At 68.8% G+C, this 25982-nt stretch carries 26 protein-coding genes; 9 read left to right on the top strand and 17 right to left on the bottom strand.

Annotated features, from left to right (window positions below):
- Nucleotide 1 precedes the first annotated feature (1 nt).
- The gene (locus tag RV986_RS16780; protein ID WP_475918186.1) at nt 2-700 is read right to left on the bottom strand and encodes an ABC transporter ATP-binding protein; all 699 of its coding nucleotides are present in this window, start codon (nt 698-700) and stop codon (nt 2-4) included.
- Nucleotides 701-768: 68 nt separating this feature from the next.
- Here RV986_RS16780 and RV986_RS16775 point away from each other — a divergent pair, with 68 nt between their 5' ends.
- Nucleotides 769-1359 (top strand): PadR family transcriptional regulator, encoded by a 591-nt coding sequence (locus RV986_RS16775; protein ID WP_475918185.1) that lies wholly within the window; start codon nt 769-771, stop codon nt 1357-1359.
- Nucleotides 1360-1464: 105 nt separating this feature from the next.
- Here RV986_RS16775 and RV986_RS16770 read toward each other — a convergent pair whose 3' ends face one another.
- Both RV986_RS16770 and RV986_RS16765 read right to left on the bottom strand, forming a co-directional pair.
- A complete protein-coding gene (locus tag RV986_RS16770; RefSeq protein WP_475918184.1) occupies nt 1465-1674 on the bottom strand; it encodes a DUF397 domain-containing protein in 210 nt (69 codons plus the stop codon).
- Between the two features lie 11 nt (nt 1675-1685).
- Nucleotides 1686-2567 (bottom strand): helix-turn-helix domain-containing protein, encoded by an 882-nt coding sequence (locus RV986_RS16765; RefSeq protein WP_475918183.1) that lies wholly within the window; start codon nt 2565-2567, stop codon nt 1686-1688.
- A gap of 175 nt (nt 2568-2742) precedes the next feature.
- Here RV986_RS16765 and RV986_RS16760 point away from each other — a divergent pair, with 175 nt between their 5' ends.
- Nucleotides 2743-3135, top strand: coding sequence for an ATP-binding protein (locus RV986_RS16760; protein WP_475918182.1), 393 nt, complete (start codon nt 2743-2745; stop codon nt 3133-3135).
- 23 nt (nt 3136-3158) lie between these two features.
- On the opposite strand, the gene RV986_RS16755 is transcribed toward RV986_RS16760, so the two are convergent.
- On the bottom strand, nt 3159-3782 hold the full coding sequence (locus RV986_RS16755; protein WP_475918181.1) for a TetR/AcrR family transcriptional regulator: 624 nt from the start codon (nt 3780-3782) through the stop codon (nt 3159-3161).
- Nucleotides 3783-4072: 290 nt separating this feature from the next.
- Here RV986_RS16755 and RV986_RS16750 point away from each other — a divergent pair, with 290 nt between their 5' ends.
- The 5 genes from RV986_RS16750 to RV986_RS16730 all read left to right on the top strand — a co-directional run bounded on the left by RV986_RS16750 (nt 4073) and on the right by RV986_RS16730 (nt 8863).
- Nucleotides 4073-5050 carry a tetratricopeptide repeat protein gene (locus RV986_RS16750; RefSeq protein WP_475918180.1) on the top strand — a complete coding sequence of 326 codons (978 nt, stop codon included), beginning with the start codon at nt 4073-4075 and terminating at the stop codon, nt 5048-5050.
- A gap of 681 nt (nt 5051-5731) precedes the next feature.
- The gene (locus RV986_RS16745; protein WP_475918179.1) at nt 5732-6364 is read left to right on the top strand and encodes a DUF6230 family protein; all 633 of its coding nucleotides are present in this window, start codon (nt 5732-5734) and stop codon (nt 6362-6364) included.
- 121 nt (nt 6365-6485) lie between these two features.
- The gene (locus RV986_RS16740) at nt 6486-7106 is read left to right on the top strand and encodes a DUF6114 domain-containing protein (RefSeq protein ID WP_475918178.1); all 621 of its coding nucleotides are present in this window, start codon (nt 6486-6488) and stop codon (nt 7104-7106) included.
- Nucleotides 7096-8442: a hypothetical protein gene (locus RV986_RS16735; protein ID WP_475918177.1), complete on the top strand. Its 1347-nt coding sequence runs from the start codon at nt 7096-7098 to the stop codon at nt 8440-8442. Before RV986_RS16740 ends, RV986_RS16735 begins: the two co-directional genes overlap by 11 nt.
- Before the next feature lie 298 nt (nt 8443-8740).
- Complete coding sequence (locus tag RV986_RS16730) at nt 8741-8863, top strand: hypothetical protein (protein ID WP_475918176.1); 123 nt, start codon at nt 8741-8743, stop codon at nt 8861-8863.
- Nucleotides 8864-8930: 67 nt separating this feature from the next.
- Here the strand turns inward: RV986_RS16730 and pyk are convergent, their stop codons facing one another.
- The 3 genes from pyk to pta all read right to left on the bottom strand — a co-directional run bounded on the left by pyk (nt 8931) and on the right by pta (nt 13825).
- Nucleotides 8931-10364 carry a pyruvate kinase gene (gene pyk, locus RV986_RS16725; protein ID WP_475918175.1) on the bottom strand — a complete coding sequence of 478 codons (1434 nt, stop codon included), beginning with the start codon at nt 10362-10364 and terminating at the stop codon, nt 8931-8933.
- A 120-nt stretch (nt 10365-10484) separates the two neighbouring features.
- On the bottom strand, nt 10485-11702 hold the full coding sequence (locus RV986_RS16720) for an acetate kinase (RefSeq protein WP_475918174.1): 1218 nt from the start codon (nt 11700-11702) through the stop codon (nt 10485-10487).
- A 44-nt stretch (nt 11703-11746) separates the two neighbouring features.
- On the bottom strand, nt 11747-13825 hold the full coding sequence (pta, locus tag RV986_RS16715; protein WP_475918173.1) for a phosphate acetyltransferase: 2079 nt from the start codon (nt 13823-13825) through the stop codon (nt 11747-11749).
- 219 nt (nt 13826-14044) lie between these two features.
- Between pta and RV986_RS16710 the strand changes: the two genes are divergently transcribed.
- A complete protein-coding gene (locus tag RV986_RS16710; RefSeq protein ID WP_384917079.1) occupies nt 14045-15070 on the top strand; it encodes an ATP-dependent 6-phosphofructokinase in 1026 nt (341 codons plus the stop codon).
- Nucleotides 15071-15142: 72 nt separating this feature from the next.
- Here the strand turns inward: RV986_RS16710 and RV986_RS16705 are convergent, their stop codons facing one another.
- The 10 genes from RV986_RS16705 to RV986_RS16660 all read right to left on the bottom strand — a co-directional run bounded on the left by RV986_RS16705 (nt 15143) and on the right by RV986_RS16660 (nt 24311).
- Complete coding sequence (locus tag RV986_RS16705) at nt 15143-15772, bottom strand: helix-turn-helix domain-containing protein (RefSeq protein WP_475924300.1); 630 nt, start codon at nt 15770-15772, stop codon at nt 15143-15145.
- 204 nt (nt 15773-15976) lie between these two features.
- Complete coding sequence (locus RV986_RS16700; protein WP_475918172.1) at nt 15977-16156, bottom strand: DUF6480 family protein; 180 nt, start codon at nt 16154-16156, stop codon at nt 15977-15979.
- 16 nt (nt 16157-16172) lie between these two features.
- A complete protein-coding gene (locus RV986_RS16695; RefSeq protein WP_475918171.1) occupies nt 16173-17000 on the bottom strand; it encodes an alpha/beta fold hydrolase in 828 nt (275 codons plus the stop codon).
- Nucleotides 17001-17092: 92 nt separating this feature from the next.
- A complete protein-coding gene (locus tag RV986_RS16690; protein ID WP_475918170.1) occupies nt 17093-17944 on the bottom strand; it encodes a carbohydrate ABC transporter permease in 852 nt (283 codons plus the stop codon).
- Between the two features lies 1 nt (nt 17945).
- On the bottom strand, nt 17946-18845 hold the full coding sequence (locus tag RV986_RS16685; RefSeq protein ID WP_475918169.1) for a carbohydrate ABC transporter permease: 900 nt from the start codon (nt 18843-18845) through the stop codon (nt 17946-17948).
- Nucleotides 18842-20212: an extracellular solute-binding protein gene (locus RV986_RS16680; protein ID WP_475924299.1), complete on the bottom strand. Its 1371-nt coding sequence runs from the start codon at nt 20210-20212 to the stop codon at nt 18842-18844. The genes RV986_RS16685 and RV986_RS16680 overlap by 4 nt, the downstream gene beginning before the upstream one ends.
- Nucleotides 20213-20286: 74 nt before the next feature.
- Nucleotides 20287-20409, bottom strand: coding sequence for a hypothetical protein (locus RV986_RS16675; RefSeq protein WP_475918168.1), 123 nt, complete (start codon nt 20407-20409; stop codon nt 20287-20289).
- 16 nt (nt 20410-20425) lie between these two features.
- Nucleotides 20426-21106: a response regulator gene (locus RV986_RS16670; RefSeq protein WP_475918167.1), complete on the bottom strand. Its 681-nt coding sequence runs from the start codon at nt 21104-21106 to the stop codon at nt 20426-20428.
- On the bottom strand, nt 21103-22968 hold the full coding sequence (locus RV986_RS16665; RefSeq protein ID WP_475918166.1) for an ATP-binding protein: 1866 nt from the start codon (nt 22966-22968) through the stop codon (nt 21103-21105). The genes RV986_RS16670 and RV986_RS16665 overlap by 4 nt, the downstream gene beginning before the upstream one ends.
- A gap of 143 nt (nt 22969-23111) precedes the next feature.
- A complete protein-coding gene (locus tag RV986_RS16660; RefSeq protein ID WP_475918165.1) occupies nt 23112-24311 on the bottom strand; it encodes an RNA-guided endonuclease InsQ/TnpB family protein in 1200 nt (399 codons plus the stop codon).
- A gap of 212 nt (nt 24312-24523) precedes the next feature.
- Between RV986_RS16660 and RV986_RS16655 the strand changes: the two genes are divergently transcribed.
- Nucleotides 24524-25945 carry a cation:dicarboxylate symporter family transporter gene (locus tag RV986_RS16655; protein ID WP_475918164.1) on the top strand — a complete coding sequence of 474 codons (1422 nt, stop codon included), beginning with the start codon at nt 24524-24526 and terminating at the stop codon, nt 25943-25945.
- Nucleotides 25946-25982 lie beyond the last annotated feature (37 nt).

Raw genomic sequence — 25982 nt, 5'->3', positions numbered from 1 at the left:
ATCACGGACGCAGGCCTCCGAGCCGGTCGAACGCGTCGGCGGCGGGCGCCACCTGCTCGTCGGACACGATCCGGCCGTCGTGCAGCCGTACGATCCGGTCGCAGGCCACCGCGACCTCCGGGTCATGGGTGGTGAGCAGCATCGTCATCCCGTACCGCTCGCGCAGCGACAGCAGCAGATCGATGATCTCCCGGCCGGTCGCGCTGTCGAGGTTGCCGGTCGGTTCGTCCGCCAGCAGCAGCCCCGGCCGGTTGATCAACGCCCGGGAGATCGCCACCCGTTGCTGCTGACCGCCGGAGAGCTCGGAGGGCAGCGCGTCGGCGCGTGCCGCGAGGCCGACCGCCGCCAGCAGCTCCAGCGCGCGGGAGCGCCGGTCGAAGTCCACCCGGCGGGGCAGCACCGGCGCGAGCACGTTGTCCAGCACGGTCAGTGCGGGCAGCAGGTGGAAGCGCTGGAAGACGAACCCCACCCGGCGGCGGTGCGCATCTAACTGACGTGACGTCAGTTCTGTGCCGTCGACCTCCACGGCTCCCTCGTCGGGCCGGTCCATGCCGCCGAGCAGGTGCAGCACGGTGGACTTCCCCGAGCCCGACGGGCCGGTGACCGCGACGGCCTCGCCGTCCGCTATCTCCAGGTCGACGGCGTCCAGGGCGGTCAGGCCCGGATACCGGCGGGTCACCCCCCGCAGTCGTACACCCATGGCGCCTCCACCTCTCCTGCATTGTGGCAATGCAGCGGTACATTGTCACAATCCAGGGGAGGTGCAAAATGCCACTGCATCACGCCGTGCTCGCGTTGCTGACCGAGGGGCCCAGTCACGGGTACGAGCTCAAAGGGCGCTTCGAGGAGACCATCGGCCCACAGTGGGGCGGCCTCAACATCGGCCACCTCTACCAGATTCTGGACCGACTGGTCCGGGACGCCTTCGTCACCAGGTCACAGGTGGCACAGCCGGACCGGCCCGACAAGACGCTGTACAGCCTCACGGCGTCCGGACAGGACGAGTTGCGGGAATGGGCGACCAGCGCGTGGGTGCGCACGGGCGGGTTCCGCGACGAGTTGTTCCTCAAGCTGTTCGGCGCCTCGGCCCTCGGCCCCGACGCCCTGGACGCCTTCGTCGCGGCGCAGAGCCGGTCCTACCTCTCCGAACTCGCCGGCCTGACCCGGCTGCGGCGCTCCCACACCGGCGCCCCCCTGGTGGCCCTCCTGATCGACGCGGCCATCGCCCACACCAAGGCCGACCTGCAACTGGTCGAGGGCGCCGCCGAGCGGCTCGCTCCGCTCGGCGAGGCCGGCGTCCGCGCGGCGGCACGGGCCGACGCGCCCGATCGGGCGGCTGAGCAGCTCGGCTCAGGTTAGAGGGGAATGAGCGAGGTATTTCTCGGCCCCTGCCGCCCCCGCTTGTCTGTGGGCGTGCCGCGGGGCGCTGCGGGCTCTGTCGCCTGGCGGACCTGGCCCTGCGGGTTACCGGTCGGCCCGGGTGGAGCCGGCGAGCGCACCGGCCTGGACGGTCCGTATGAGATGGCCGAGGAGGACGGGGGTGGTGGCGATGATCTCGTCGGGGGTGTCGCTTTCGCGGAGGCGGAGGGTGCCGTCGGAGGCGGCGGCCACATAGAGGCAGTTGCCGGACTCGTCACCGCTGAAGGATGATTTCTGCCAGGTGAGGTGGAGCATTTCGGGCCCTTCTAGAGGTCGTACAAGAGGTGTTGGAGCAGCGTCAGCGAATCTGGTACCGCATGGGACTCAGGTGCGGTGGAGGGGTCCACCGGGGCGAGCGCGGACTTCGTCAACCGGTCGAAGAGCGAGCGGTATTGGGACAGGTGTTCCCTCGTGTCACGGTAGATCGGTTCGTTCGGATGCTCCAGTACGACGGTGGCCAGTTCCTCGACATGTGGCGCCGCATACAGGAACGGGGTGCTCACGCCCAGAAAGGTCCGGGCGCGGAACGGGAAGATCTGGATGACCACGTTCGGCAGCCGGGCCGACTCGATGAGGTGGAGAAGCTGTGCCCGCATGACCTCGGACCCGCCGTAGTGCATGCGCAGGGCCGCCTCGTGAATGACGGTGTGCACGGTGGGGCCGTGCTCGCCGGTGAGGATCTTCTGGCGCCTCAGGCGGAATGCGATGGCGTCCTCGGGGGTGGCGTGTCTGGGCTGGACGTCGCTGAAGAGGGCGCGGATGTACTCCTCGGTCTGGAACAGGCCTGGGATGAGTAGGGGCTCGTACGAGCAGAGACTTGCCGATCCAGCTTCCAGCTCCGCGAGGTTGAGCGCGTGAACGGTGACCCTCCCTCGGTATGTGCTCCACCACCCCTTGCCGTTGGACTCCGACAGTGCGACGAGGGACTCCAAGTATGGAGCAGAGTTGACCCCGTAGGCCGCGCACAGTCGGCGAAGACGATCGGTGGTGATGGCGGTGCGACCGGCTTCGATATGGCTGAGGAACGGCGCCTTGAAGCCCGCGATGGTGGCTGCTTCGGATGTGGTGATGCCGCAGTGGTCGCGGAGTCGCCGAAGCTCGGCCCCAAGTCGGCGTTGCCGCTCGCTGATCTGTGTTCGTAGCGCCAAGGGGACGCCTCCTTCTGAGAGTTGAGTGTCACCCGTTCGGGACATTAGGTTGCAATTCTGCCCTGTCTATCCCTACCGTCAGTATGGCAATCAACACGTAGCGTGCGCAGCCGGATTGAGGGAGCACGCCATGTGCCACGTGCCGTCGGCACCCTGTCCAGGGCGGAGGTCCCCCATGAACGAGGACGACTGGGAGTACAGCATCAACATCCCCCACAATCCCCTCGCGGTCGGTGTCGCGCGCGGTGCTGTGCGGCTGATGCTCCGGGCGCACGGGCTCGGGGAACTCCTCTGTACGGCCGGGCTGTTGGTCAGCGAACTGGTCACCAACGCGCATGTGCACGCCCCCGGTCCCGCCTGCCTCCGGGTGCGGCGGTCCGGGAAGTGGTTGCGGCTCTCGGTGTGGGACACCAGCGGTGAACCGCCTCGGATCCGCTTGTCGAGCGCGGGTGGTGAAGGCGGGCGCGGGCTGGGAATCGTGGAGGAACTGGCCGACCGGTGGGGTCACCACTCCCTGGGGCTGTCCCGCCCCGGCGGGAAGCTCGTCTGGTGTGAGCTGGGCGGTTGATCGCAGGTGGCGGGGAAGGAGGCTCAGGTGGGTGAGATCGCGGTCAGTCCGCTCAGCAGAAGCCGGGTGAAGTCGCGGGCCCAGTTCGCGTCGACGGGCATGGAGCTCACCAGGCTGCGATGCACGACCGCGCCCGCGATCACGTCGAAGATCAGGTCCGAACCGCGGGCCGCTGCCTCCGGGTCGTTCTCCACGGGCAGCTCCCCCCGGGCCTGGGCGCGAGCGCGCCCCTCCATGACGAGGTGCTTCTGGCGGTCGACGATCGACGAGCGGATACGGTCACGCAGAGCGGCGTCGTTGGTCGACTCGGCGACCACGGCCATCAGGGCGGTCTTGGTCTCCGGACGCTCCAGTAGGGCGGCGAACTGCAGGACCACACCCTCGACGTCGGCGGCGAGGCTTCCCCGGTCGGGCAGTTCCAGCTCGTCGAAGAGGACGGCCACCGCGTCCACCACGAGTTCGTTCTTGCCCGCCCAGCGGCGGTAGACGGTCGTCTTGGCGACGCCGGCGCGGGTGGCCACGTCCCCCAATGTCAGCTTCGACCAGCCCAGCTCCACCAGTGCCGCCCGTGTCGCCTCCAGGATCGCGACGTCCGCGGCGGCGCTGCGCGGGCGCCCCGTGCGGGGGGCGGAAGGGCGACTCTGCATGCCCGTGACCATATCCGGCGGTGGCGGTGGCCGAATCAGGCGAGTGTGTGAAGCCGTGAGGGAGATCACCGGGGGATGGCATACAAGGGGGGCCCGGGACAGTTACGCTACGAGTCGTAGCGAAAGCTCGTACACCGTGCCTGTACCCGCACTTGTGCCCGAGCGACCACCACAGGCGCCGGGTGGGGACCCGGCACCGACCACCAGGTAACGCGTAGGGCCGCGTCGTAAAACGGCCCGGCTTTCACCACGCTTTTCACACGTGCGCGCGGAAGGGAGAAGATGTACTCATGCAGCCACGGAACATGTCCATGAGCGGAGTCGTCGACCTCGCCGCGGTGAAGGCGGCCCAGGAGGCCAAGGCGAAGGCGGAGCAGGCGCGCGCCGAAGCCGCCAGGCAGGGCGGCGGAGGCGGGGCCGTGTCTCCCGCCAGCCTCGTCTTCGATGTCGACGAGGCGGGATTCGAGGGCGATGTCCTGCAGCGGTCCACCGAGGTACCCGTCGTCATCGACTTCTGGGCCGAGTGGTGCGAGCCCTGCAAGCAGCTGAGCCCGGTGCTCGAACGGCTGGCCGTCGAGTACAACGGGCGGTTCGTCCTTGCCAAGATCGATGTCGATGCCAATCAGATGCTGATGCAGCAGTTCGGGATCCAGGGGATCCCGGCTGTCTTCGCGGTGGTCGCCGGACAGGCGCTGCCGCTCTTCCAGGGGGCGGCCGGCGAGGCCCAGATCCGCGGGACCCTCGACCAGCTGGTGGAGGTCGCCGAGCAGCGCTTCGGCCTCACCGGCCTGACCGTCGACCCCGACGGCGAGCCCGGCGCCGCGCCGGTGGCCCCCGAGGTGCCGGCAGGCCCGCACGACGCGCTCCTGGAGGCCGCCGTACAGGCCCTGGACGCGGGCGACTTCGGCGGTGCGGTGCAGGCGTACAGGAACGTGCTGGGCGACGACCCGGGCAACACGGAGGCCAAGCTCGGCCTCGCCCAGGCCGAGTTGCTGCAGCGCGTCCAGGGCGCCGACCCGCTCCAGGTCCGCAAGGACGCCGCCGAGAAGCCCAAGGACGTACCGGCGCAGATCGCGGCGGCGGACCTCGACCTGGTGGGCGGGCATGTCGAAGACGCGTTCGGGCGGCTCATCGACACGGTGCAGCGCACGGCGGGCGACGACCGCGATGCCGCACGGGTGCGGCTGCTGGAGCTCTTCGACGTGGTCGGTGGCGACGACCCGCGTGTGGTCGCGGCGCGCCGGGCGCTGGCCAGGGCCCTGTTCTGAGCGGCGTCCCGAACGGCGCCCGGCCGTTGTCCTGAACGGGTTGTGACCGGTGTGCTGACCTGTTCCTAAACGCCGGGGCGTGTGATGCCCAGGTGAAAGATTCGCCAGGAGAGTGGCAGGTGGCCGCGCTTTACCAAAACTTGGTAAACGCGGCCGCTGTTACTGGGAGTAAGTCAGAGGTGTCGATCTGTCGGATTCTGTCCATGGATCAACTGTTTTGCCGTCGCTCTCGGCGCCACCCTGAGTTGTCGACCGATACCGGCGGGTCGTTGTTCGGTTATCCGGCCGTTACTAGCGAGTAACGAACCCCCTTGTGCGGGCGGCGAGAATGCACCACGATCGGCGACGCTCGGTCCATTGCCCCTACCCCGACAGCCAATCGGGTCAAGGGGTTTTCTGGGTCCCCACCGGGTAGGGGCGGCGGCAGTGGCGCCGGTCCTGGGACAGGGGGGTCTTCGCCGTTCGGCGGAGCCTGTCCAGCAGGTTGTGCGTGATGTGTGTCAGGCGCGACCAGTGGTTGTCGCTCGGGGGTGATCGCCGGTGATTTCGGGCGCGGTTCGCGCTCGATGGGTACGGGCGCTCTCCTTCCCGAGGACGTAGCACTTCTCCCATCCCTGCCCGGCTGAGCCGCCGACATGGGTCAGTCAGGGCCAGGAGATGTACGTCCGAGAAGGAGGAAATATGGAGTCCCAGGTGCGTGGCGGGACCAGATGGAAGCGGTTCGCGGTCGTGATGGTGCCCAGCGTGGCCGCCACGGCAGCGATAGGTGTCGCCCTCGCGCAGGGCGCTCTCGCCGCGTCGTTCAGCGTTTCCGGTCAGTCGTTCAAGGTCTCGGCCGACCGGCTCGACGGTATTGGCTTCTCGCAGTACGGGGCCATTGACTCGGGTTACACCCTCGACGGCCAGAAGACGGCTCACCCCGTCGCGGTCTCGGCGTTCAAGTCGGCGACGATCACGAACATGTGCCAGTCGGTGGTCACCCCGAACATCCCGCTGCTCGGGTCCGTCAGCCTGACGCTGAAGGCGGGCGGTGACGGTACGCCGGTCGAGGCCGACAACCTGTACATCGACGTCGAGGACCTGCAGGCCAATGCCACCTTCCGTGGCATCGACATCGGCGTTGCGGCCAAGGACGCCAGCAAGGGTCCCGGCATCAAGAGCGGTGACCAGGCGAACCCGTACGGCTTCGCGCAGCAGGCCGACTCGGCCACGCTGACCGATGTGAAGCAGACGGCGTGGGCGACCACCGCCGGCACGTTCAAGCTCAGCGGCCTGAAGATGTCGCTGTCCAAGGGCGTCAAGGAGTGCTACTAGGCACTCCAGGGGCGGGCGGGGGAGCCGGCAGCTGCCCCGCCCGCCCCGTCCCTTCCCCCAGTACGTGAACTTCTCAAGCGCGTACGTCTCACAGCAAAGCCGTTCCAGGGAGCCGTTTTCCATGAGCGCCGAGTCACCCGGGCAGAGCGAGCACTATCTCCAAGTCTTCCGGCGGAACTTCCGCTCCTGGAGGGGCGATCGCCCGTTCTGGGCGGGCCTGTACGTCCTGCTCGCGGGCTTCCCCATCGTGTACTTCCCGTACGCGCATCTCCAGATCGGCCATCTGACGATGGCCATGGGCACCCCCGGTGGCGCCGGTTCCCTGATCATCGGCGTGCTGCTCGGCGTACTGGGTGTCAGCCTCTGGTTCCAGAAGCATGTACGGACCTTCGCCGGAGTCGCGGCGATTCTGCTGGGGCTGGTGTCCATTCCGGTGGCCAACCTCGGCGGCTTCCTCGTCGGCTTCCTGCTCGCCATGATCGGCGGCGCGATGGCGGTCGCCTGGGTCCCGGGCGAGCCCGGTGAGGAGAAGGGCGCGCCGGCGCACAAGAGCGAGGGCGGTGCCCCGGGCGCCCTCGACACCCCGAACACCCCGCACGTGCCCCAGGCCCCGGATTCCACGGGCGGCCGGGACGGCGCGCACAGCGCGGGCCCCGCGGCCGCCGACGAGCCGGGCGAGCCGAAGGACCTGTCAGGAATGAGCCCCGCCCACGGGGCGAACGGGAGGCACAGTGCCGGCTGACGAGGTGATCCGCGGGACCGAGGTGGACGAGTCCCGGGTGAGAACCGGGCCGCGCCACGCGGCCCCGAGGAAGCCGCTGTTCACCAGGTTCCATGTGCCCGCCGGGAAGGCCGTCGCCATCGCGGCGATGCCCACCGCGGTCCTCATGGGGATGGGGTTCACGCCGACGCTCGCCCAGGCCGACGACCACTCCTCCTCCACGAGCCTGACGGTCGACGAGTACCAGGACTGCGTCGAGGCCGTGACCGGCAAGGACACGTCGGCCACCCCGACACCCTCCGCCTCCTCCTCGGCGAGCTCCGGCGAGTCCGCCGACCCGTCGTTGCCGACCCCTTCGGCCACCGTGTCGTCCTCGTCGACCGCGTCCCCGGACACGTCCTCTTCGTCGGATTCAGGTTCCGACGACGAGGCCGGGTCCACGCCGGCGCCGTCGGCGAGCAAGTCGGCGCAGAGCGGCAGCAGCGGCAGTGGGAGCAGCGGTGGCACGGCCACGGCGACCCCCTCGGCGTCCGCGAGCAGCGGTGGCGACCTGCTGGGTGCCATCGGCGACGCGATCACGGGCATCCTCACGGGCGGCGGTGACTCCACGGCGAGCGCCACGCCCACGCCGTCCGCCTCGGCGAGCGCGACCAAGGACACGACGGACACGAGCACGTCCGGCACGAGCACGTCCGGCAAGACCACGTCCAACACGGTCAAGGACACCACCGACAAGCTCACCGACACGGTCGAGAACACCGTGAAGGACACGACCACGACGGTGACCAAGGCGGCCGAGGACACCATGAAGGCGGTCACGGACGCGGCCGACGCGGCCACCTCGTCCCCGAGCCCTTCGGCGAGCTCCACCACGGACCCGTCGGACTGCCCGGTCGCCACGGACGAAGAGGGCGGCGTCGACAACCCGGTGACCCTGCCCGACGACCCCTGGTACCTGAACGCCAGTTCGCTGCTCCTCAAGGGCGCGGACTACCAGGGCATCGTGAAGGTGAAGACCGCCGACGGCACCGTCAAGAAGGTCCTGAAGTACGTGATCTCCGACGGCACGGAAATAGGCGACCTGCACCAGACGGTGAACGACAAGCTGACCGGCAAGACGTACCACGTGCAGGCGGCCAGCGGCTCGAAGTCCACCATCACCGACGGCAAGACGATCATGTACACGGAGAGCATCTCGGGCAACCTGCTCGGCCTGATCCCGGTCACGTTCACCCCGGACAACCCGCCGCCGCTGAACATACCGACGATCTACCTCACCAAGGTGAAGGTCGTGCAGGCCGGCCAGTTCGGTGGCACGCTGACCATACCCGGGCTGCACCAGTACACGACCGGCTGACGGCCGGTCGTACCCAGGACCCGTTCGGGAGCCGCGCACCGAGGAGTGTGGCCCGGCCCTTCGCTTCCGCGGAGGGCCGGGCCACACTGCTGAACGGACTTCGAACGGCGAGGAGCTCTCCCACCCGGTGTCGGGCGGCGGCGGTCCGGTCAGGGCTGGCCGCGGCCCAGCGGTTCGCCGCCCGCATCCAGGCGGACCCGGCACAACGAATGGCTGTTGCGCGATCTGTGGCTCAGGTCCTGGCTGCTGGAGAAGGGTGGGGCCACGGGCGGACGTCGCCTTGTTCGATCCCGGACCCGTGCTCGAACGAGCCCTGGACGCCATGCCGATGAGCCCGGAGGAGGCGGCCCGGCTCGCCCCGCGGTGGAGCGAGTTCGAGGCGTGTCAGCGGCTGGCCGGCGAGCTGCCGTGGTCGCCGTGACCACCCGACACCGAGGGCGCCCCCTGCCTGGCAGGAGGCGCCCTCAGCGGCGTACGGGAAGCGCGGGTCAGGCGGTGCGGCCGCTCTCGCCCAGGTGGTGGATCCGGACCATGTTGGTGGTGCCGGGGACGCCGGGGGGCGAGCCGGCGGTCATGACGACGATGTCGCCGTCGTCGAAGCGCCGGAGCTTCTGGAGCTCGTGGTCGACGAGGTCGACCATCTCGTCGGTGCTCTTCACGAACGGCACGACGTGCGACTCGACGCCCCAGCTCAGCGCGAGCTGGTTGCGGGTGCCCTCGTCGGTGGTGAAGGCCAGGATCGGCTGGGCCGCGCGGTAGCGGGAGAGGCGGCGGGCGGTGTCACCGGACTTGGTGAAGGCGACCAGGCCCTTGCCGCCGAGGAAGTCGGCGATCTCGCAGGCGGCGCGGGCGACCGAACCGCCCTGCGTGCGCGGCTTCTTGCCGGGGACCAGCGGCTGCAGACCCTTGGAGAGAAGCTCCTCCTCGGCCGCCACGACGATCTTCGACATCGTCTTGACCGTCTCGATCGGGTACGCGCCCACGCTCGACTCGGCGGAGAGCATGACCGCGTCGGCGCCGTCGAGGATCGCGTTGGCGACGTCGGACGCCTCGGCGCGGGTCGGACGGGAGTTGGTGATCATCGACTCCATCATCTGGGTCGCGACGATCACCGGCTTGGCGTTGCGGCGGCAGAGCTCCACGAGGCGCTTCTGGACGATCGGCACCTTCTCCAGCGGGTACTCGACGGCCAGGTCGCCGCGGGCCACCATGACGGCGTCGAACGCCGCGACGACGGCGTCCATGTTGGCGACCGCCTGCGGCTTCTCCACCTTGGCGATGACGGGGACGCGGCGGCCCTCCTCGTCCATCACCTTGTGCACGTCGTTCACGTCGCCCGCGTCACGCACGAAGGACAGGGCGACCATGTCGCAGCCCATCCGCAGCGCGAAGCGCAGGTCCTCGACGTCCTTCTCGGACAGCGCCGGCACGTTCACGGCCGTGCCGGGCAGGTTGATGCCCTTGTGGTCCGAGATCACACCGCCCTCGATGACGACCGTCTTGACCCGGGTGCCGTCGACCTCGACGACCTTCAGCTCGACGTTGCCGTCGTTGATCAGGATCGGGTCGCCCTTGGAGACGTCACCCGGCAGGCCCTTGTAGGTCGTACCGCAGATGTGCTTGTCACCGGGCACGTCCTCGACGGTGATGGTGAACTCGTCACCGCGCACCAGCTCGACGGGTCCCTCGGCGAAGGTCTCCAGACGGATCTTCGGGCCCTGCAGGTCGGCGAGGACACCGATGGCCTTGCCGGTCTCGGCGGCGGCGGCCCGGACCCGGTCGTAGCGGCCCTGGTGCTCGGCCTGCGTGCCGTGGCTGAAGTTGAAGCGGGCCACGTTCATGCCGGCTTCGATCAGCGCGACCAGCTGCTCGTGGGAGTCGACCGCGGGGCCGAGAGTACAGACGATTTTCGAACGGCGCATAGGGCGATCCTATCGGTTTGTTTCGCTACGGAATATTCCGTCTGGCGGAAGATACAAAGGGGCGCGCCGGCGCTCAGGTGAGGTGGCGCGTGCCGCCCGGACGAGGTGGCGCGGTGCCGCTCAGATGAGGTCGTGGGACGCGCCCACGAGTGCGTAGGTCTGCGTGGCGATCTCCAGTTCCTCGTCGGTCGGCACCACGGCGACCGCGACCCGCGCGCCCTCCGGGGAGACGAGCCGCGGCCCGTCCCCCCGCACGGCGTTCAGGCCGGCGTCGACCGCCAGGCCGAGTTCCTCCAGACCGGCGACCGCGGCCTCGCGCACCGGGGCGGCGTTCTCGCCCACTCCGGCGGTGAAGGCGAGCGCGTCCACCCGGCCCAGTACCGCGTAGTAGGCGCCGATGTACTTCTTCAGGCGGTGGATGTAGATGTCGAAGGCGAGCCGCGCCTGCTCGTCACCCTCGTCGACACGGCGACGGATCTCCCGCATGTCGTTGTCGCCGCACAGACCGATCAGGCCGCTCTTCTTGTTGAGCAAAGTGTCGATCTCGTCCGTGGACATCCCGCCAACGCGCATCAAATGGAAGATGACCGCGGGGTCCAGGTCGCCCGACCGGGTGCCCATGACCAGTCCCTCCAGCGGCGTGAGCCCCATGGAGGTGTCCACGCAGCGGCCGCCCCGTACGGCGGAGGCGGAGGCGCCGTTGCCGAGGTGCAGCACGATGACGTTCACGTCCTCGGGCGCCCTGCCCAGCAGCCTGGCCGTCTCCCGGGACACATACGCGTGCGAGGTGCCGTGGAACCCGTAGCGCCGGATGCGGTACTCGTCGGCGGTCCGCACGTCGATCGCGTAGCGCGCCGCCGACTCCGGCATCGTCGTGTGGAAGGCGGTGTCGAAGACGGCGACCTGGGGGAGGTCGGGGCGCAGTGCCCGTGCCGTACGGATACCGATCAGGTTTGCCGGGTTGTGCAGCGGGGCGACCGGGATCAGCCGCTCGATCTCGGTGAGGACGGTCTCGTCGACGACCGTCGGGTCGGTGAAGGACTGCCCGCCGTGCACGACCCGGTGGCCGATCGCGGCCAGCTCGGGGGAGTCCAGGCCGAGCCCGTCCTTGGCCAGCTCCTCCGCGACGGACTTGAGGGCGGCGCCGTGGTCGGCGATGGGACCGACCGTCTCGCGGGACTCGCCCGTGGTGAGCGCCGTGTGCTTCAGCCGGGAGGTGCCCTCGCCGATGCGCTCGACGAGGCCCAGCGCGAGACGGCTGCTGTCGCGCATGTCGAGCAGTTGGTACTTCACCGAGGAGGAGCCGGAGTTGAGGACGAGGACGCGGGTGGCGGTCACTGCGGGGTGCCTTCTGGGTGGAGGACGGTGGTCGTCGGTGGTGGTCATGCCTTGTCCGGAGTCTGGGCCTGGATCGCCGTGATCGCGACCGTGTTGACGATGTCCTGCACCAGCGCGCCGCGGGACAGGTCGTTGACGGGCTTGCGCAGGCCCTGCAGGACCGGGCCGACGGCGATCGCGCCGGCCGAGCGCTGAACGGCCTTGTAGGTGTTGTTGCCGGTGTTCAGGTCGGGGAAGATCAGCACGGACGCCTGGCCCGCGACCTCGGAGTCCGGCAGTTTGGTCGCCGCGACGGTCGGCTCGACCGCGGCGTCGTACTGGATCGGCCCCTCGATCTTCAGATCGTCGCGCCGCAGCCGCACCAGGTCGGTGGCCTCGCGCACCTTGTCGACGTCGGCGCCCGAACCGGACGTGCCCGTCGAGTACGACAGCATCGCGATCCGCGGCTCGACACCGAACTGTTCGGCGGTGGCGGCCGACTGGATGGCGATGTCGCAGAGCTGCTCGGCGTTCGGGTCGGGGTTCACCGCGCAGTCGCCGTAGACGAGGACCTTGTCGGCGAGGCACATGAAGAAGACGGACGAGACGATCTTCGAGTCGGGCTTGGTCTTGATGATCTCGAAGGCGGGCCGGATGGTCGCGGCGGTGGAGTGCACGGAGCCGGACACCATGCCGTCGGCGAGCCCCTCCTGCACCATCAGCGTCCCGAAGTAGTTCACGTCGGCGACGACGTCGTACGCCAGCTCGACGGTGACGCCCCGGTGGGCGCGCAGGGCGGCGTACTTCTCGGCGAAGCGCTCGCGCAGCTCGGAGGTGACCGGGTCGATCAGCTGGCAGCCGCCCAGGTCGATGCCGAGGTCGGCGGCCTTCTTGCGGATCTGGTCGAGGGGACCGAGCAGCGTCAGGTCGCACACGCCCCGGCGCAGCAGCACCTCGGCGGCGTGCAGGACGCGTGCCTCGGTGCCCTCGGGGAGGACGACGCGGCGCTTGTCGGAGCGGGCCTGTTCGAGGAGCTTGTGCTCGAACATCATCGGGGTCACGCGGTCGGTGCTCGGCGCGGAGACGCGCCGGAGCAGGTCGCCGGTGTCCACGTACCGCTCGAAGAGACCGAGGGCGGTCTCCGCCTTGCGGGGGGTATCGGCGTTCAACTTCCCCTCCAGGGAGAAGAGTTCGGCCGCGGTGGGGAAGGAGTTGCCGGGCACCGAGAGCACCGGGGTGCCGGGGGCGAGGCGGGCGGCGAGGGTGAGGACCTCGTCGCTGGGCCGCTCGTTCAGGGTGAGCAGCACGCCGGCTATCGGCGGGGTGCCCGCGCTGTGCGCGGCGAGCGAGCCGACCACCAGGTCGGCGCGGTCGCCCGGGGTGACGACGAGGCAGCCCGGGGTCAGGGCGTTCAGGAAGTTCGGCAGCATCGCGCCGCCGAAGACGAAGTCGAGCGCGTCCCTCGCGAGCCCCGCGTCGTCGCCGAGGAGCACCTTGGCGCCGAGGGCGTGGGTGATCTGCGCGACGGTGGGCGCGGAGAGCGCGGGCTCGTCGGGGAGGACGTAACAGGGCACGGGCAGCCGGTGGTCGATCCGCTCGCCGATCTCGGCGCGGTCGGCCGGGGCCACCCGGTTCACGACCATGGCGAGGACGTCGCAGCCGAGCCCGTCGTACGCGCGGTGGGCGTTGCGCGTCTCGGCGCGCACCGACTCGGCGCTCTGGCCGCGGCCGCCGACGACCGGGATCACGGAGGCGCCGAACTCGTTGGCCAGCCGGGCGTTCAGCGTCAGCTCGTCCGGGAACTGGGTGTCGGCGTAGTCGGTGCCGAGGACGAGGACGACGTCGTAGTCGCGCGCGACCAGGTGGAAGCGGTCCACGAGGGTGGAGATCAGCTCGTCCGCCCCCTGCTCGGCCTGGAGCGCGGACGCCTCGTGGTAGTCCATGCCGTAGACGGTCGCCGGGTCCTGGGTCAGCCGGTAGCGGGCGCGCAGCAGCTCGAAGAGCCGGTCAGGTCGGTCATGGACGAGCGGACGGAACACGCCCACCCGGTCGACCTGGCGAGTCAGGAGTTCCATGACCCCCAGCTCGACGACCTGGCGGCCGTCTCCGCGGTCGATCCCGGTCACGTAGACGCTGCGGGTCACGCGTACTCTCCATCTGTTGCGGCGCTGGGTGGTTTCTGGCTCGAAAAAGTGGCCCACTGGGTCGAGCGGAACCCTCTTGACAATACCCCTGAGGGTAGCTAGGGCGCCCGCCAGGACAAAGGTCCTGGTGAGGGAAGAGGGGCATCGGCGCCGCGCTCCGACCCGTGAAACAATCGGACCGGCTCACACGTACCAGCAGCGAGCAGGAGACACAGCACGATGCGTATCGGAGTTCTCACCGCAGGCGGCGACTGCCCGGGCCTGAACGCAGTGATCCGGTCGGTCGTGCACCGAGCGGTCACCAACTTCGGGGACGAGGTCATCGGCTTCGAGGACGGCTACGCGGGCCTGCTCGACGGCCGCTACCGCACCCTCGACCTGAACGCGGTCAGCGGCATCCTCGCCCGCGGCGGCACGATTCTCGGCTCCTCACGACTGCAGCGCGACCGCCTGCGCGAGGCGTGCGAGAACGCGCAGGACATGGCCCGCGAGTTCGGCATCGACGTGCTGATCCCGATCGGTGGCGAGGGCACGCTGACGGCCGCCCGGATGCTGTCCGACGCGGGGCTGCCGGTGGTCGGCGTCCCGAAGACGATCGACAACGACATCTCGTCGACGGACCGCACCTTCGGCTTCGACACGGCAGTGGGCGTGGCCACGGAGGCCATGGACCGTCTGAAGACCACGGCCGAGTCCCACCAGCGCGTGATGGTCGTCGAGGTCATGGGCCGGCACGCGGGCTGGATCGCCCTGGAGTCCGGCATGGCGGCCGGCGCCCACGGCATCTGCCTGCCCGAGCGCCCCTTCGACCCGTCCGACGTGATGGCGATGGTCGAGGAGCGCTTCGCCCGCGGCAAGAAGTTCGCGGTCATCTGCGTCGCCGAGGGCGCCCACCCGGTCGAGGGCACCATGGACTACGGCCACGGCGCCATCGACCAGTTCGGCCACGAGCGCTTCCAGGGCATCGGCACGGCGCTGGCGTACGAGCTGGAGCGGCGCCTGGGCAAGGAGGCCAAGCCGGTCATCCTCGGCCATGTGCAGCGGGGCGGCACGCCGACCGCGTACGACAGGGTGCTCGCCACCCGCTTCGGCTGGCACGCGGTGGAGGCCGCGCACCGGGGCGACTTCGGACGCATGACGGCACTGCGCGGGACGGATGTGCTGATGGTGCCGCTGGCGGAGGCGGTCACGGAGCTGAAGACGGTCCCGAAGGACCGGATGGACGAGGCGGAGTTGGTGTTCTAGGCCGTACGGGCTCGGCTCGTACGGGCTCGGCTCGTTCTGACTCGGATCCTACGGACTCGGCTCGTACGGGGCTCAGTACGTGGTTCTCTGGACCATCGACCAGAAGTGGTCGACGATCCGGTCGAGGAAGTCGCGGCCGGAGTCCTCGTCCTCGGTGGCGGTCGATCCGGTGCTCCAGCCGACCGTGCCGACCAGCTGCCCCTGGTACTCCCTGTACATCTCCTGGAGGACGTTCTCCAGGAGGCGCCGGTCCAGCGGGATCATCTTCCCGACCGGACGCACACACGCCTGCCAGCGCGTCGTCATGGCGCCGCGCAGCAGCTCGGCCAGCTTGCCGTCGCGCCCCGTGACGGTGATGAAGTCCCGCAGCGACAGTTCGAGGGCGTCGGCGAGGGCAACCGACTGACGGTCGTTGCCGCGCCACTCGTCGGCCTCCTCCATCCGCTGGTAGGCGAGGAGTTCGAGGCCGACGACACGGGCGACGTCCTCCTGGGCCAGACCGCGCGCGACACGGTGCTCCCGCAAGGTGCGCGGCGCGCCCACGAGGTCAACCGGCGAACACCACAACACGCCCGCGAGCGCGGTGAGTTCGGGCCCACTGGGGCTGGTCGTCCCTCTCTCCCAGGCGATGACGAGGTCGGGAGTGACATACGGCAGCCCGTACGAGGATCTCATCCCGTACGCGACGTGCTCGGGCCCCATGCCGAGCGCTGCCCTCAGTCTGCGGGCGGCCGAAGCGTCGAAGGGCGGAGTGGGCTGGTGGGCCTGCGGAGGGTGCACGCGCACAAAGTATGGGGTCGGGGCGATGGTGACTACGGTCCGTTCGGCCACAATTACGGATTGTAGGAACATACGGTACTGCCCCTGCGGCCCTTGTGGCGCTGTCCGCCGTGGTCCCCGACCGCTTCAGTAGCCGATGATGCGGGCCAGGAAGTACGCCGCCACGACGATCGACCCGAGGGTGATCATTCCGAGCCAGAACAGGGGGTGCTCCCAGATCCCGCCGTCCGGCCTTTCTTGATGTGTCTCAGCGATACAACCCTCGGCCGGAGGGGTTTCGCCCGGTGGTACCAATGGTTGCGACATGACTCAACTCTCCGTCTCAGGACTTCGCGAAGGCCAGGAGGTCGGCGTCGAAGACGTCCTTGAACGGGGCGACCATCGACAGGCCGTGGGGGGCGCCCTCGTACACCTTGAAGGTCGCGTCCTTGACGATCTTCGAGGACTTGTTGCCCGCGGCCACGATCGGCACGATCTGGTCGTCGTCGCCGTGCGCGATGAGGGTGGGGACGTCCAATCGCTTCAGGTCCTCGGTGAGGTCCGTCTCGGAGAACGCCTTGACGCAGTCGTAGGCGCCCTTGATCCCGACCTGCATCGACCACAGCCAGAAGGCGTCGCGGGTGCCCTGCGACACCTTGTTGCCGGGCCGGTTGGCTCCGTAGAACTGCTCGCTCAGGTCCTTGTAGAACTGCGAACGGTCGGTGGCGACCCCTTGGCGGATCCCGTCGAACACCTCCAGCGGAAGTCCTTCGGGGTTCGCCTCGGTCTTGAGCATGAGCGGCGGGATCGCCCCGAGGAGAACGGCCTTGGCGACGCGGCCGGAGCCGTGACGTCCGACGTACCGGGTCACTTCGCCCCCGCCGGTGGAGTGACCGACGAGGATGACGTCCCGCAGGTCCAGCGCCTCGATGAGTTCGGCGAGGTCGTCCGCGTAGGTGTCCAGGTCGTTCCCGTCCCACGGCTGAGCCGAACGCCCGTGTCCGCGGCGGTCGTGCACGACGGCGCGGAAGCCGTTGTCCGCCATGAGCTGGGCCTGGGGGTCCCAGGCGTCTCCGTTCAGTGGCCATCCGTGACTGAACACGACCGGCTGACCCGCACCCCAGTCCTTGTAGAAGATCGACGTGCCGTCCTTGACGGTGAAGAAAGCCATGCCGGGGACTCCTTTGGCTGCGTCGTGAAGGACCAACTCTCAAACGTATTAAAAGTACCGCAAAGGGAAATTTAGGTCACCCTCTCGCCCTCTCACCCCTTGACCGCCCCACCCAGCGCGAACCCCCCGCCCACCCGACGCGCCACCAGCACATACAGCAGAATCACCGGGGTCGAATAGATGACCGAGAAGGCGGCCAACTGGCCATAGACGACCGTCCCGCGATTCCCGAAGAAGTCGTTGATGCTCACCGACGCCGGCATCTGGTCCGGGGTGAGGAGCAACATGAACGGGACGAAGAAGTTGCCCCACATCATCACGAAGGAGAAAACGGTCACCACCGCCACCCCCGGGCCCATCAGCGGCAGCACGATCCGCAGCAGGGACTGGAGCGGCGACGCGCCGTCGGTCCAGGCCGCCTCCTCCAGTTCCTTCGGTACGCCGTCCATGAAGTTCTTCATCAGCCAGATCGCGAAGGGGAGCTGTGACGCGGCGAAGAAGAAGATCGTGCCCTGCACGGTGTCGATGAGATTCACGCGTACGAACAAGGCGTACACCGGCACCATGATCGCCGTGATCGGCAGACATGTGGCGAAGAGGATCGTCAGCAGGAACGGGCGGTTCAGGCGTGAGCGGAACCGGGAGAGCGGATAGGCCGCGAGCGTCGCGCACACCACCGTCAGCAGCGTGCCGCCCCCGCACAGGATCAGGCTGTTGAGCAGGGGAGTGAAGGTGATGTCGGGTTTCAGGACGGCGTCGAAGTTGGACAGCGTGAGGCCGTCCGGGACCTTCACCTTGAGGTCCGCGTGCGGGTCGAGTGCGGACAGGACGACCCAGGCCAGCGGGAGTACGAAGGCGGCGGCCACCGTCAGCAGCCCCGCGTCCGCGGCCAGACGTCGTCCCGTCCGGCGGGATCCGAGGCTGCCCCCGGTCAAAGGCGCCATCTCACACCTCCGTCCGCAGCAGCCGCATGTACACCACGGAGAACAGTGAGCCGACGACCAGGAGCAGCAACGCCACCGCCGTGCCGTAGCCGATCATGCTCTTCTGGAAGGCCTGCTCGTACATGAAGAGGGGGAGCGTCTGGCTCCTGTTGCCCGGGCCTCCCCTCGTCATCACCCATATCAGCCCGAACACCGACAGCGTCTGCAGCGTGTTGAGCATCAGGTTCGTGCCGATGGAGCGGCGGATCATCGGGAGGGTGATGTGCCACATCCGGCGCCAGCCACCCGCCCCGTCCATCTCCGCCGCCTCCGTGATCTCCTTCGGGATCTCGTTCAGCGCCGCCGAGTACACCAGCATGGAGAAGGCTGTTCCCCGCCAGACGTTCGCGAACGACACCGCCAGGATCGGCAGCGTGAACAGCCAGTTCTGGGTGGGGAGATGGAGCCGGTCCAGGATCGCGTTCAGCGTGCCCTCCCGCCGGAAGAACGCGTACAGCAGAAACCCCGCCACCACCTCCGGCAGCACCCACGCCGTGATCACGATCCCGCCCACCACCGTCCGTACCGGCTTCGACGCCCGTTGCATCAGCGACGCCAGTGCCAGCCCCAGCGTGTTCTGGCCGACCAGCGAGGACAGGATCGTGAACACCAGCGTCAGCCAGACCGCGTTCAGGAAGTCGTCGTCCTCGAACGCGGCGCGGAAGTTGTCGAAGCCCACGAACGACGAGTGCGCCTGGCCCGTCAGCTGGAGGTCGGTGAAGGCGATGTACGCGCAGTACGCGATCGGGCCCGCCAGGAAGAGGAGCAGGAGGACCACGGCCGGGGCGAGCGGGAGGACGCGGGTCAGCGAGCGGGCCGGGGAACGGGCCGGGACGCGGGGCGGGGAACGGTGGAGCCTCACTTCCTGGTCACCTGGTTGTCGGTGGCCGTCTTCAGCTCCTCGTCATAGCCGCTCGCCGCCTTGTCCACCGAGCTGTCGCCCGTCGTCACGCCCTCCATGGCCTCCTGGACGGCGGTCGAGACCTTGGGATAGGCCGGGTAGGCGGGCCGGTAGTGCGTGGTCGCGACCAGGTCCGTGAAGAACTTGATGCCGGGCTGCGCCTGTACGTACGCGGGGTCGGACGCCACGTCCTTGCGCACCGCGATGCCGGAGTTGGCGATGTACCACTTCTGCGCGTTCGCCTTCGTCTGCATCGTCTCGATGAACTTGAAGGCCAGATCGGGGTTGGACGCCTTGGAGGGGACCGACCAGGTCCAGCCGCCGGACATGCTGACCTTGCCGGGGGCCTGGCCGGTCTGCGTCGGCATGTAGGCGAGGCCGAGTTTCTGGGACCACTCGGGCCACTCGTGCCCCGCGCCCTTCAGCCAGTCCTGCGGGAGCCAGCTGCCGTCCAGGTTGATGCCCAGCTTGCCCTGGGGCAGGAGTTCGCCGCGGACGTTGGTGCTGATGTTCGGGTCCAGGGCGTCCGAGACGTCGGGGCCCAGCTTCTCCTTGTAGACGGTCTGCACGAAGGTGAGGGCGTCCTTGAAGGCCTGGCTGCCCGCGATCCACTTCTTCGACGCCGTGTCGTACAGGGGGTCCGACGTTCCGTCACCCGTCCCGTACAGCAGCATCTCGAAGCCCTGCATGGTGGCCGCCTCGCCCGCGGCCTTGCCCGTGTACACGTTGAGCGGGGTGACTCCCGGGACCTTCGCCTTGATGGTGCGGGCCGCCGTCAGTACGTCGTTCCACGTCTTCGGCTGCCAATCGGCCGGCAGGCCCGCCTTCTCGAAGATGCCCTTGTCGAACCAGAGGCCCCGGGTGTCCGTGCCGTCCGGGACGCCGTACGTCTTTCCGTCCTGCGCTCTCGCCGCCGACTTCGCCGTGTCGATGAACTGGTTCCAGTCGGGCCATCGGTTCAGGTAGGTGTCCAAGGGCTTCAAGTAGCCGCTGGTGATGTCCGAGTTGATGAGGAACGTGTCCTCGTAGACCAGGTCGGGGGCCGTCTTCGGCGACCTCAGCATCTGCTGGAGTTTTGTGTAGTACTCCGAGTCGGGAGCCTTGATCGGGACGAGCTCCACCTTCTTGCCGGGGTTCGCCTTCTCGAACTCCTTCTTCATCTCACCCAAGTAGGTGTCCATCACGCGGATCGAGTTGTCGGTGGACTGCTTGAAGGAGACCTTCACGGTGTCCGGATCGCTTCCGGAGCCCGAACCGCAGGCGCTGAGCGCGGTCGCGGTGAGCAGAGTGACGAGGAGAAGTGGGGCGGCGGTGGGGCGCACGGGCAGGACCTCCTGCTGGCCGACGTCGTTGGTGGCCGAGTTGTCTGCCCGGTGAACGTAAGAGGGTGGACTAGTCCAGGTCAATGACCTTGCACGACCTTGCGGTGGCCGTACCGGATGCCGTGTTCGGCCGGCTGAAGGCCCGTCGCCGCCTGGTCGAGGTCCTCGACCCCGCCCGCGCCGGTGCGGTCTTTCGTGCACACCGAGACGACCGCGCGGTCAGCTCCTGACCCACCGGTACTGCAGCTCCGGCCGTCCCACCTGCCCGTACTGCGGAGCCCGCGCCGCCCGTCCCGCCTCCACCAGGTGCTCCAGATAGCGCCGGGCCGTGATCCGGGAGATACCGACCGACTCCGCGACCCCGGCCGCCGTCAGGCCCTCGGCGCAGTCCCGCAGCGCCCGGGTGACCCGCTCCAGCGTCGGCGCGCTGAGGCCCTTGGGGAGCGCGGCCGGGCCCGGGGAGCGCAGCGTGGCCAGGGCGCGGTCCACCTCGTCCTGGCCGCTCGCCTCGCCCACCGCCGCGTGGAACTCGGCGTACCGGACGAGACGGTCGCGCAGGGTGGCGAAGGTGAAGGGCTTCAGGACGTACTGGACGACCCCGAGCGAGACCCCTTCCCGTACGACCGCGAGATCCCGCGCGGACGTCACCGCGATCACGTCCGCGTGATAGCCGGCGGCCCGGAGGGAGCGGGCGAGCTGCAGACCGTGCACATCCGGCAGGTGCAGGTCGAGCAGCAGCAGATCCACCGTCGTACGGTCCAGGGCGCGGCGCGCCTCCGCACCCGTGTGCGCCTTGCCGACCGCCGTGAAGCCCGGCACCCGTCCGACGTACATGACGTGCGCGTCGGCGGCGACCGGGTCGTCCTCGACGACGAGTACGCGGATGGGATCGGCGGTCATACGTCGCCTCCAGGCATGGCGTGCTGGGTGGACTTGGGCTCGGCGGCGGACCGTTCGGCGGCCCCTTCTGCGGTCCGTTCTGCGGTCCGTTCTGCGGTCCGTTCTGCGGTCCGTTCTGCGGTCCGTTCTGCGGTCCGTTCTGCGGTCCGTTCCGCGGTTCGTTCCGCGGTTCGTTCCGCGGTTCGTTCTGCGGTTCGTTCTGCGGTTCGTTCTGCGGGGCCCTCTGCGGTGGTGTCCGAAGCGGATCCGTCGGAGGCGGCCGAAGCCACCGTGGGCAACGGCAGCCGCACCTCGAACTCCGCCCCGCCCCCGGCCGCCTCCGCCACCGTCAGCGTGCCGTCGTGACGACTCACCGCCTGGCGTACGAGGGCCAGGCCCAGCCCGCGCCCCCCGGGCCCGGACGGTTTCGTGGACCAGCCGCGCTGGAAGACCGCCTCGGCGTGGGCCGGGTCCACCCCGGCGCCGGTGTCGGCGACCCGCAGCACCAGGCCGGAGCCGTCCGTGAAGGCCGTGACGGTCACCCGCGCCCCCACCGTCCCCTGCGCCGCGTCCATCGCGTTGTCGATCAGATTGCCCAGCACGGTCACCAGGTCACGGGCCGGAAGGCCGGTCGACAGCAGGTCGTCGTCGATGTCGCTCTCCTCCGACACCACCAGCTCCACGCCCCGCTCGTTCGCCTGGGCCGCCTTGCCCAGCAGCAGGGCGGCGAGCACCGGTTCGCTGACCGCCGAGATCACCTCGTCGGTGAGCGTCTGGGCGAGTTCCAGCTCGGCGGTGGCGAACTCGACGGCCTCCTCGGCGCGGCCCAGCTCGATCAGCGAGACCACCGTGTGCAGCCGGTTCGCGGCCTCGTGCGCTTGTGAGCGCAGTGCCTGGGTGAAGCCGCGCTCGGAGTCCAACTCGCCCGTCAGGGACTGGAGTTCGGTCACATCGCGCAGGGTGACCACCGTGCCGCGGCGCTCCCCGCCGGACACCGGGGAGGTGTTCACGACCAGGACGCGCGACGCCGTCAGATGCACCTCGTCCACCCGTGGCGCCGCCGACAGCAGCGCGCCCGTGAGCGGCGCGGGCAGCCCGAGCTCGGCCACGGAATGCCCGACGACCTCGTCCGTCACACCCAGCAGCTCCCGCCCGCCGTCGTTCATCAGCGCCACCCTGTACTGCCCGTCCAGCATCAGCAGCCCCTCGCGTACGGCGTGCAGAGCGGCCTGGTGGTAGTCGTGCATCCGGCTGAGCTCGGCCGCGTTCATGCCGTGCGTGGAGCGGCGCAGCCGGGCGTTGATGACGTACGTGCCGATGCCGCCCAGGGTCAGCGCGCCGCCGGCGACGCCGATCAGGGCCGTCACCTGGTCCTGCACACGCTTGGTGATCGCCTCGACCTTGATGCCCGCGCTGACCAGACCGACGATGTGGCCGTTGTACAGGATCGGGGTGACGGCGCGGACGGAGGCGCCCAGGCTGCCCGTGTAGGTCTCCGTGAAGGACCTGCCGTTCAGGGCGGGGCCGATGTGCCCGAGGAAGTGCTTGCCTATCAGCGACTCGTCGGGGTGGGTCCAGCGGATGCCCTGCGGGTTCATGATCGTCACGAAGTCCACGCCGGTGTCCCGCTGTACCTGGAGGGCGTACGGCTGGAGGTCCTTCGTGGGGTGCGTGGTGCGGACGGCGTCGCGGACGGAGGGCGCGTCGGCGATCGAACGGGCCACGGCCATGGCCTGGAGGCCCGCCGCGTCCTCGGCCTGGCTGCGGTCGCTGACGTACGTGAACAGCGCGTATCCGGCGACGAGCACCGCGATGAGCACGGCCTGCATGGCGAAGAGCTGGCCGGCCAGGCTGCGGGGGCGCGGGACGAGGGGAAGGCGCATGGGATCAGTGTGCCTCGCCCTTGCCTGGCACTCGGAGTCCCGTATTCCGTCGTCCGCCGCCGTCGGTGGTTCGAAGTTCGTATAAGCGTGAACTAATTGGCCTCTCCCCCCTTCAAGCAGGGGGAATCTCCGACTCTGCACCGCTAGGCGGTGCTCCTTCGGAGCATTCCTGCTTCAGCACCGACAGCCCGCCCGGAGGTTCTCCGCTGAGGTCTTACACCGGCTCCACAGGCCGACACCGCCAGCCCGGCGGCCAAAATATTCTTCGCCGCGTTCTCGTCGCGGTCGTGGACAGTCCCGCACGCGGCACAGGTCCATGCCCGGATGTTCAACGGCAGCTTCGCGACCAGATGGCCACAGGCCGAGCAGGTCTTGCTCGACGGGTACCAGCGGTCCACCGCGATGAGGTCGCGGCCGTACCACTGGGTCTTGTACTCGAGCATGGAGCGCAATTTGGTCCAGGATGCGTCGGAAATCGCACGGGCCAGTGTGCGGTTTTTCAGCATGTTCCGGACGGTGAGGTCCTCGATCACGATCGTTTGGTTCTCACGAACGAGACGTGTGGACAGTTTGTGCAGGAAGTCCCGGCGCCGGTCGGCGATCCGGGCATGGATGCCGGCGACCCGGGCACGCGCCTTATTGCGGTTGCTGGAACCCTCCGCCTTGCGGGACAGCTCTCGCTGGGCGCGGGAAAGCCTGGCCCGGTCCCTCTTCTCGAACTTCGGGTTGGTGACCTTTTCTCCGGTCGAAAGGGTCACCAGCGAGGTGACGCCGACATCGACGCCCACTGCCGCACTGACGGCCGGGAGCGCCTTCACTGAGGCGTCTTCGCAGAGCATGGAGACGAACCAGCGCCCCGCACCGTCCTGCGTCACCGTCACTGTCGAGGGCACCTGCCCCTCGGGCAGCGGCCTGGACCAGGCGATGTCCAGTGGCTCCTGCATCTTCGCCAAGGTCAGCCGGCCATCGCGGTAGGTGAAGGCCGAGCGGGTGTACTCCGCGGACTTGCGCGACTTCTTGAGGGACTTGAAGCGCGGGTAGGCGGAGCGCCTCTCGAAGAAGTTGGTGAAGGCGCCCTGCAAGTGCCGCAGCGTCTGCTGCAGCGGAACCGACGAGACTTCGGCCAGGAAGGCGTACTCCTCGGTCTTCTTCCAATCGGTCAGCAGCGCGGAGGTCTGGACGTAGTTGATCCGGCGGTGCTCGGTGAACCAGGCCGTGGTGCGGGCCTGCAGGGCCAGGTTGTAGACCTTGCGCACACAACCGAACGTCCGCGTCAGTTGAGCCGCCTGCGCGTCGTTCGGATAAAAGCGGTACTTGAACGCCCGCTTCACGGGACCCTCCATGCTCAGAAACTAGCATGCCAGTGTGTGAAGAGTGGCCGATCGCTGTTTCGATGTACTAAATGAACGGAAGGGTGACCGCCCTCACAGGGCGGGAGATAGTCACCGCATCCCCCGGGAGCACGCCTCCCGGCTCCGACCGGGAGTCAGACCCCGGGCGGATCCCCCGGAGTGAGCCGCACACCGGGTTCCGCCGGACGTGAGCCGCACGCCGGATGATGCCGATGACGTCGTCAAGGAGGGCAGCCGTGGCCAGCATCCAAACGGCACCTGCCGCACCCGCAGCCAAGCGGGACCGCACCCACTATCTCTACATCGCGGTGATCATCGCCGTTCTGCTCGGCATCGGCGTCGGGTTCGCCGCGCCGGACTTCGCCAAGGAGCTCAAGCCGATCGGTACGGGCTTCGTGAGCCTGATCAAGATGATGATCTCCCCGATCATCTTCTGCACGATCGTGCTCGGTGTCGGCTCCGTACGGAAGGCCGCCAAGGTCGGCAAGGTCGGCGGTCTCGCGCTCGGCTACTTCATCTGTATGTCCTTCGTGGCCCTGGCCATCGGCCTGGTCGTCGGCAACATCATCCACCCCGGCAGCGGGATGCACCTGACCGAGGCCGTCAAGGGCGTCGGACACACGCAGGCCGAGGCCGCCGCCGAGGGCCCCGTCGACTTCCTCCTCGGGATCATCCCGACCACCTTCGTCTCGGCCTTCACCGAGGGCCAGGTGCTCCAGACCCTGTTGATCGCCCTCCTCGTGGGCTTCGCACTGCAGGCCATGGGCCGCGCGGGGCAGCCGGTGCTGCGCGGGGTCGAGCACATCCAGAAGCTGGTCTTCCGCATCCTCGGCATGATCATGTGGGCCGCGCCCATCGGTGCCTTCGGGGCCATGGCGGCCGTCATCGGTGAGACCGGTATGGACGCGCTGAAGGCGCTGGGCACGATCATGCTCGGCTTCTACATCACCTGTGCGCTGTTCATCGTCATCGTGCTCGGCACCCTGACGAAGCTGGTGGCGAAGGTCAGTCTCTTCCAGCTGCTGAAGTACCTCGCCCGGGAGTTCCTGCTGATCGTCTCCACCTCGTCGTCCGAGTCCGCGCTGCCGCGGCTCATCGCCAAGATGGAGCACCTGGGCGTCAGCCGTCCGGTCGTCGGCATCACCGTGCCGACCGGCTACTCCTTCAACCTCGACGGCACGATGATCTACCTGACCATGGCCTCGCTGTTCATCGCCGACGCGATGGACCAGCCCATGAGCATCGGCCAGCAGATCGGGCTGCTGCTCTTCATGATGGTCGCCTCGAAGGGCGCGGCGGGTGTCTCCGGCTCCGGTATCGCCGTGCTGGCCAGCGGTCTGCAGTCGCACAAGCCGGCGCTGGTCGACGGTGTCGGTCTGATCATCGGCATCGACCGGTTCATGAGCGAGGCGCGTGCGGTCACCAACTTCGCGGGCAACGCGGTCGCCACGCTGCTCATCGGTACCTGGACGGGTGAGGTCGACAAGGAGCGGGTGAACCGGGTTCTCGCCGGTGAGCTGCCGTTCGACGAGAAGACGCTGCTGGACAACGACGAGGATGACGCCTCGGACGTCGGCGCCGAGGTGCCGGAGCAGGGTGGCGAGAAGGAGCTGGCCAAGGCGTAGGCGCTCCGCTGGAGGAGGGGCCGCGGGTCGTTCGGAG

This window comes from Streptomyces sp. RLA012 (assembly GCF_056270325.1).
This window is presented reverse-complemented; position numbering and strand designations above follow the sequence as displayed.

Excerpts from the sequence above, each read along its gene's own strand:
- RV986_RS16780 (WP_475918186.1), bottom strand. The coding sequence starts at position 700 with ATGGGTGTACGACTGCGGGGGGTGACCCGCCGGTATCCGGGCCTGACC.
- RV986_RS16705 (WP_475924300.1), bottom strand. The coding sequence starts at position 15,772 with ATGGGGCCCGAGCACGTCGCGTACGGGATGAGATCCTCGTACGGGCTG.
- RV986_RS16745 (WP_475918179.1), top strand. The coding sequence starts at position 5,732 with ATGGAGTCCCAGGTGCGTGGCGGGACCAGATGGAAGCGGTTCGCGGTC.
- RV986_RS16695 (WP_475918171.1), bottom strand. The coding sequence starts at position 17,000 with ATGGCTTTCTTCACCGTCAAGGACGGCACGTCGATCTTCTACAAGGAC.
- RV986_RS16700 (WP_475918172.1), bottom strand. The coding sequence starts at position 16,156 with ATGTCGCAACCATTGGTACCACCGGGCGAAACCCCTCCGGCCGAGGGT.
- RV986_RS16770 (WP_475918184.1), bottom strand. The coding sequence starts at position 1,674 with ATGCTCCACCTCACCTGGCAGAAATCATCCTTCAGCGGTGACGAGTCC.
- RV986_RS16690 (WP_475918170.1), bottom strand. The coding sequence starts at position 17,944 with ATGGCGCCTTTGACCGGGGGCAGCCTCGGATCCCGCCGGACGGGACGA.
- RV986_RS16760 (WP_475918182.1), top strand. The coding sequence starts at position 2,743 with ATGAACGAGGACGACTGGGAGTACAGCATCAACATCCCCCACAATCCC.
- pyk (WP_475918175.1), bottom strand. The coding sequence starts at position 10,364 with ATGCGCCGTTCGAAAATCGTCTGTACTCTCGGCCCCGCGGTCGACTCC.
- RV986_RS16665 (WP_475918166.1), bottom strand. The coding sequence starts at position 22,968 with ATGCGCCTTCCCCTCGTCCCGCGCCCCCGCAGCCTGGCCGGCCAGCTC.
- RV986_RS16755 (WP_475918181.1), bottom strand. The coding sequence starts at position 3,782 with ATGCAGAGTCGCCCTTCCGCCCCCCGCACGGGGCGCCCGCGCAGCGCC.
- RV986_RS16660 (WP_475918165.1), bottom strand. The coding sequence starts at position 24,311 with ATGGAGGGTCCCGTGAAGCGGGCGTTCAAGTACCGCTTTTATCCGAAC.
- RV986_RS16710 (WP_384917079.1), top strand. The coding sequence starts at position 14,045 with ATGCGTATCGGAGTTCTCACCGCAGGCGGCGACTGCCCGGGCCTGAAC.
- RV986_RS16775 (WP_475918185.1), top strand. The coding sequence starts at position 769 with ATGCCACTGCATCACGCCGTGCTCGCGTTGCTGACCGAGGGGCCCAGT.
- RV986_RS16655 (WP_475918164.1), top strand. The coding sequence starts at position 24,524 with ATGATGCCGATGACGTCGTCAAGGAGGGCAGCCGTGGCCAGCATCCAA.
- RV986_RS16750 (WP_475918180.1), top strand. The coding sequence starts at position 4,073 with ATGCAGCCACGGAACATGTCCATGAGCGGAGTCGTCGACCTCGCCGCG.
- RV986_RS16740 (WP_475918178.1), top strand. The coding sequence starts at position 6,486 with ATGAGCGCCGAGTCACCCGGGCAGAGCGAGCACTATCTCCAAGTCTTC.
- RV986_RS16670 (WP_475918167.1), bottom strand. The coding sequence starts at position 21,106 with ATGACCGCCGATCCCATCCGCGTACTCGTCGTCGAGGACGACCCGGTC.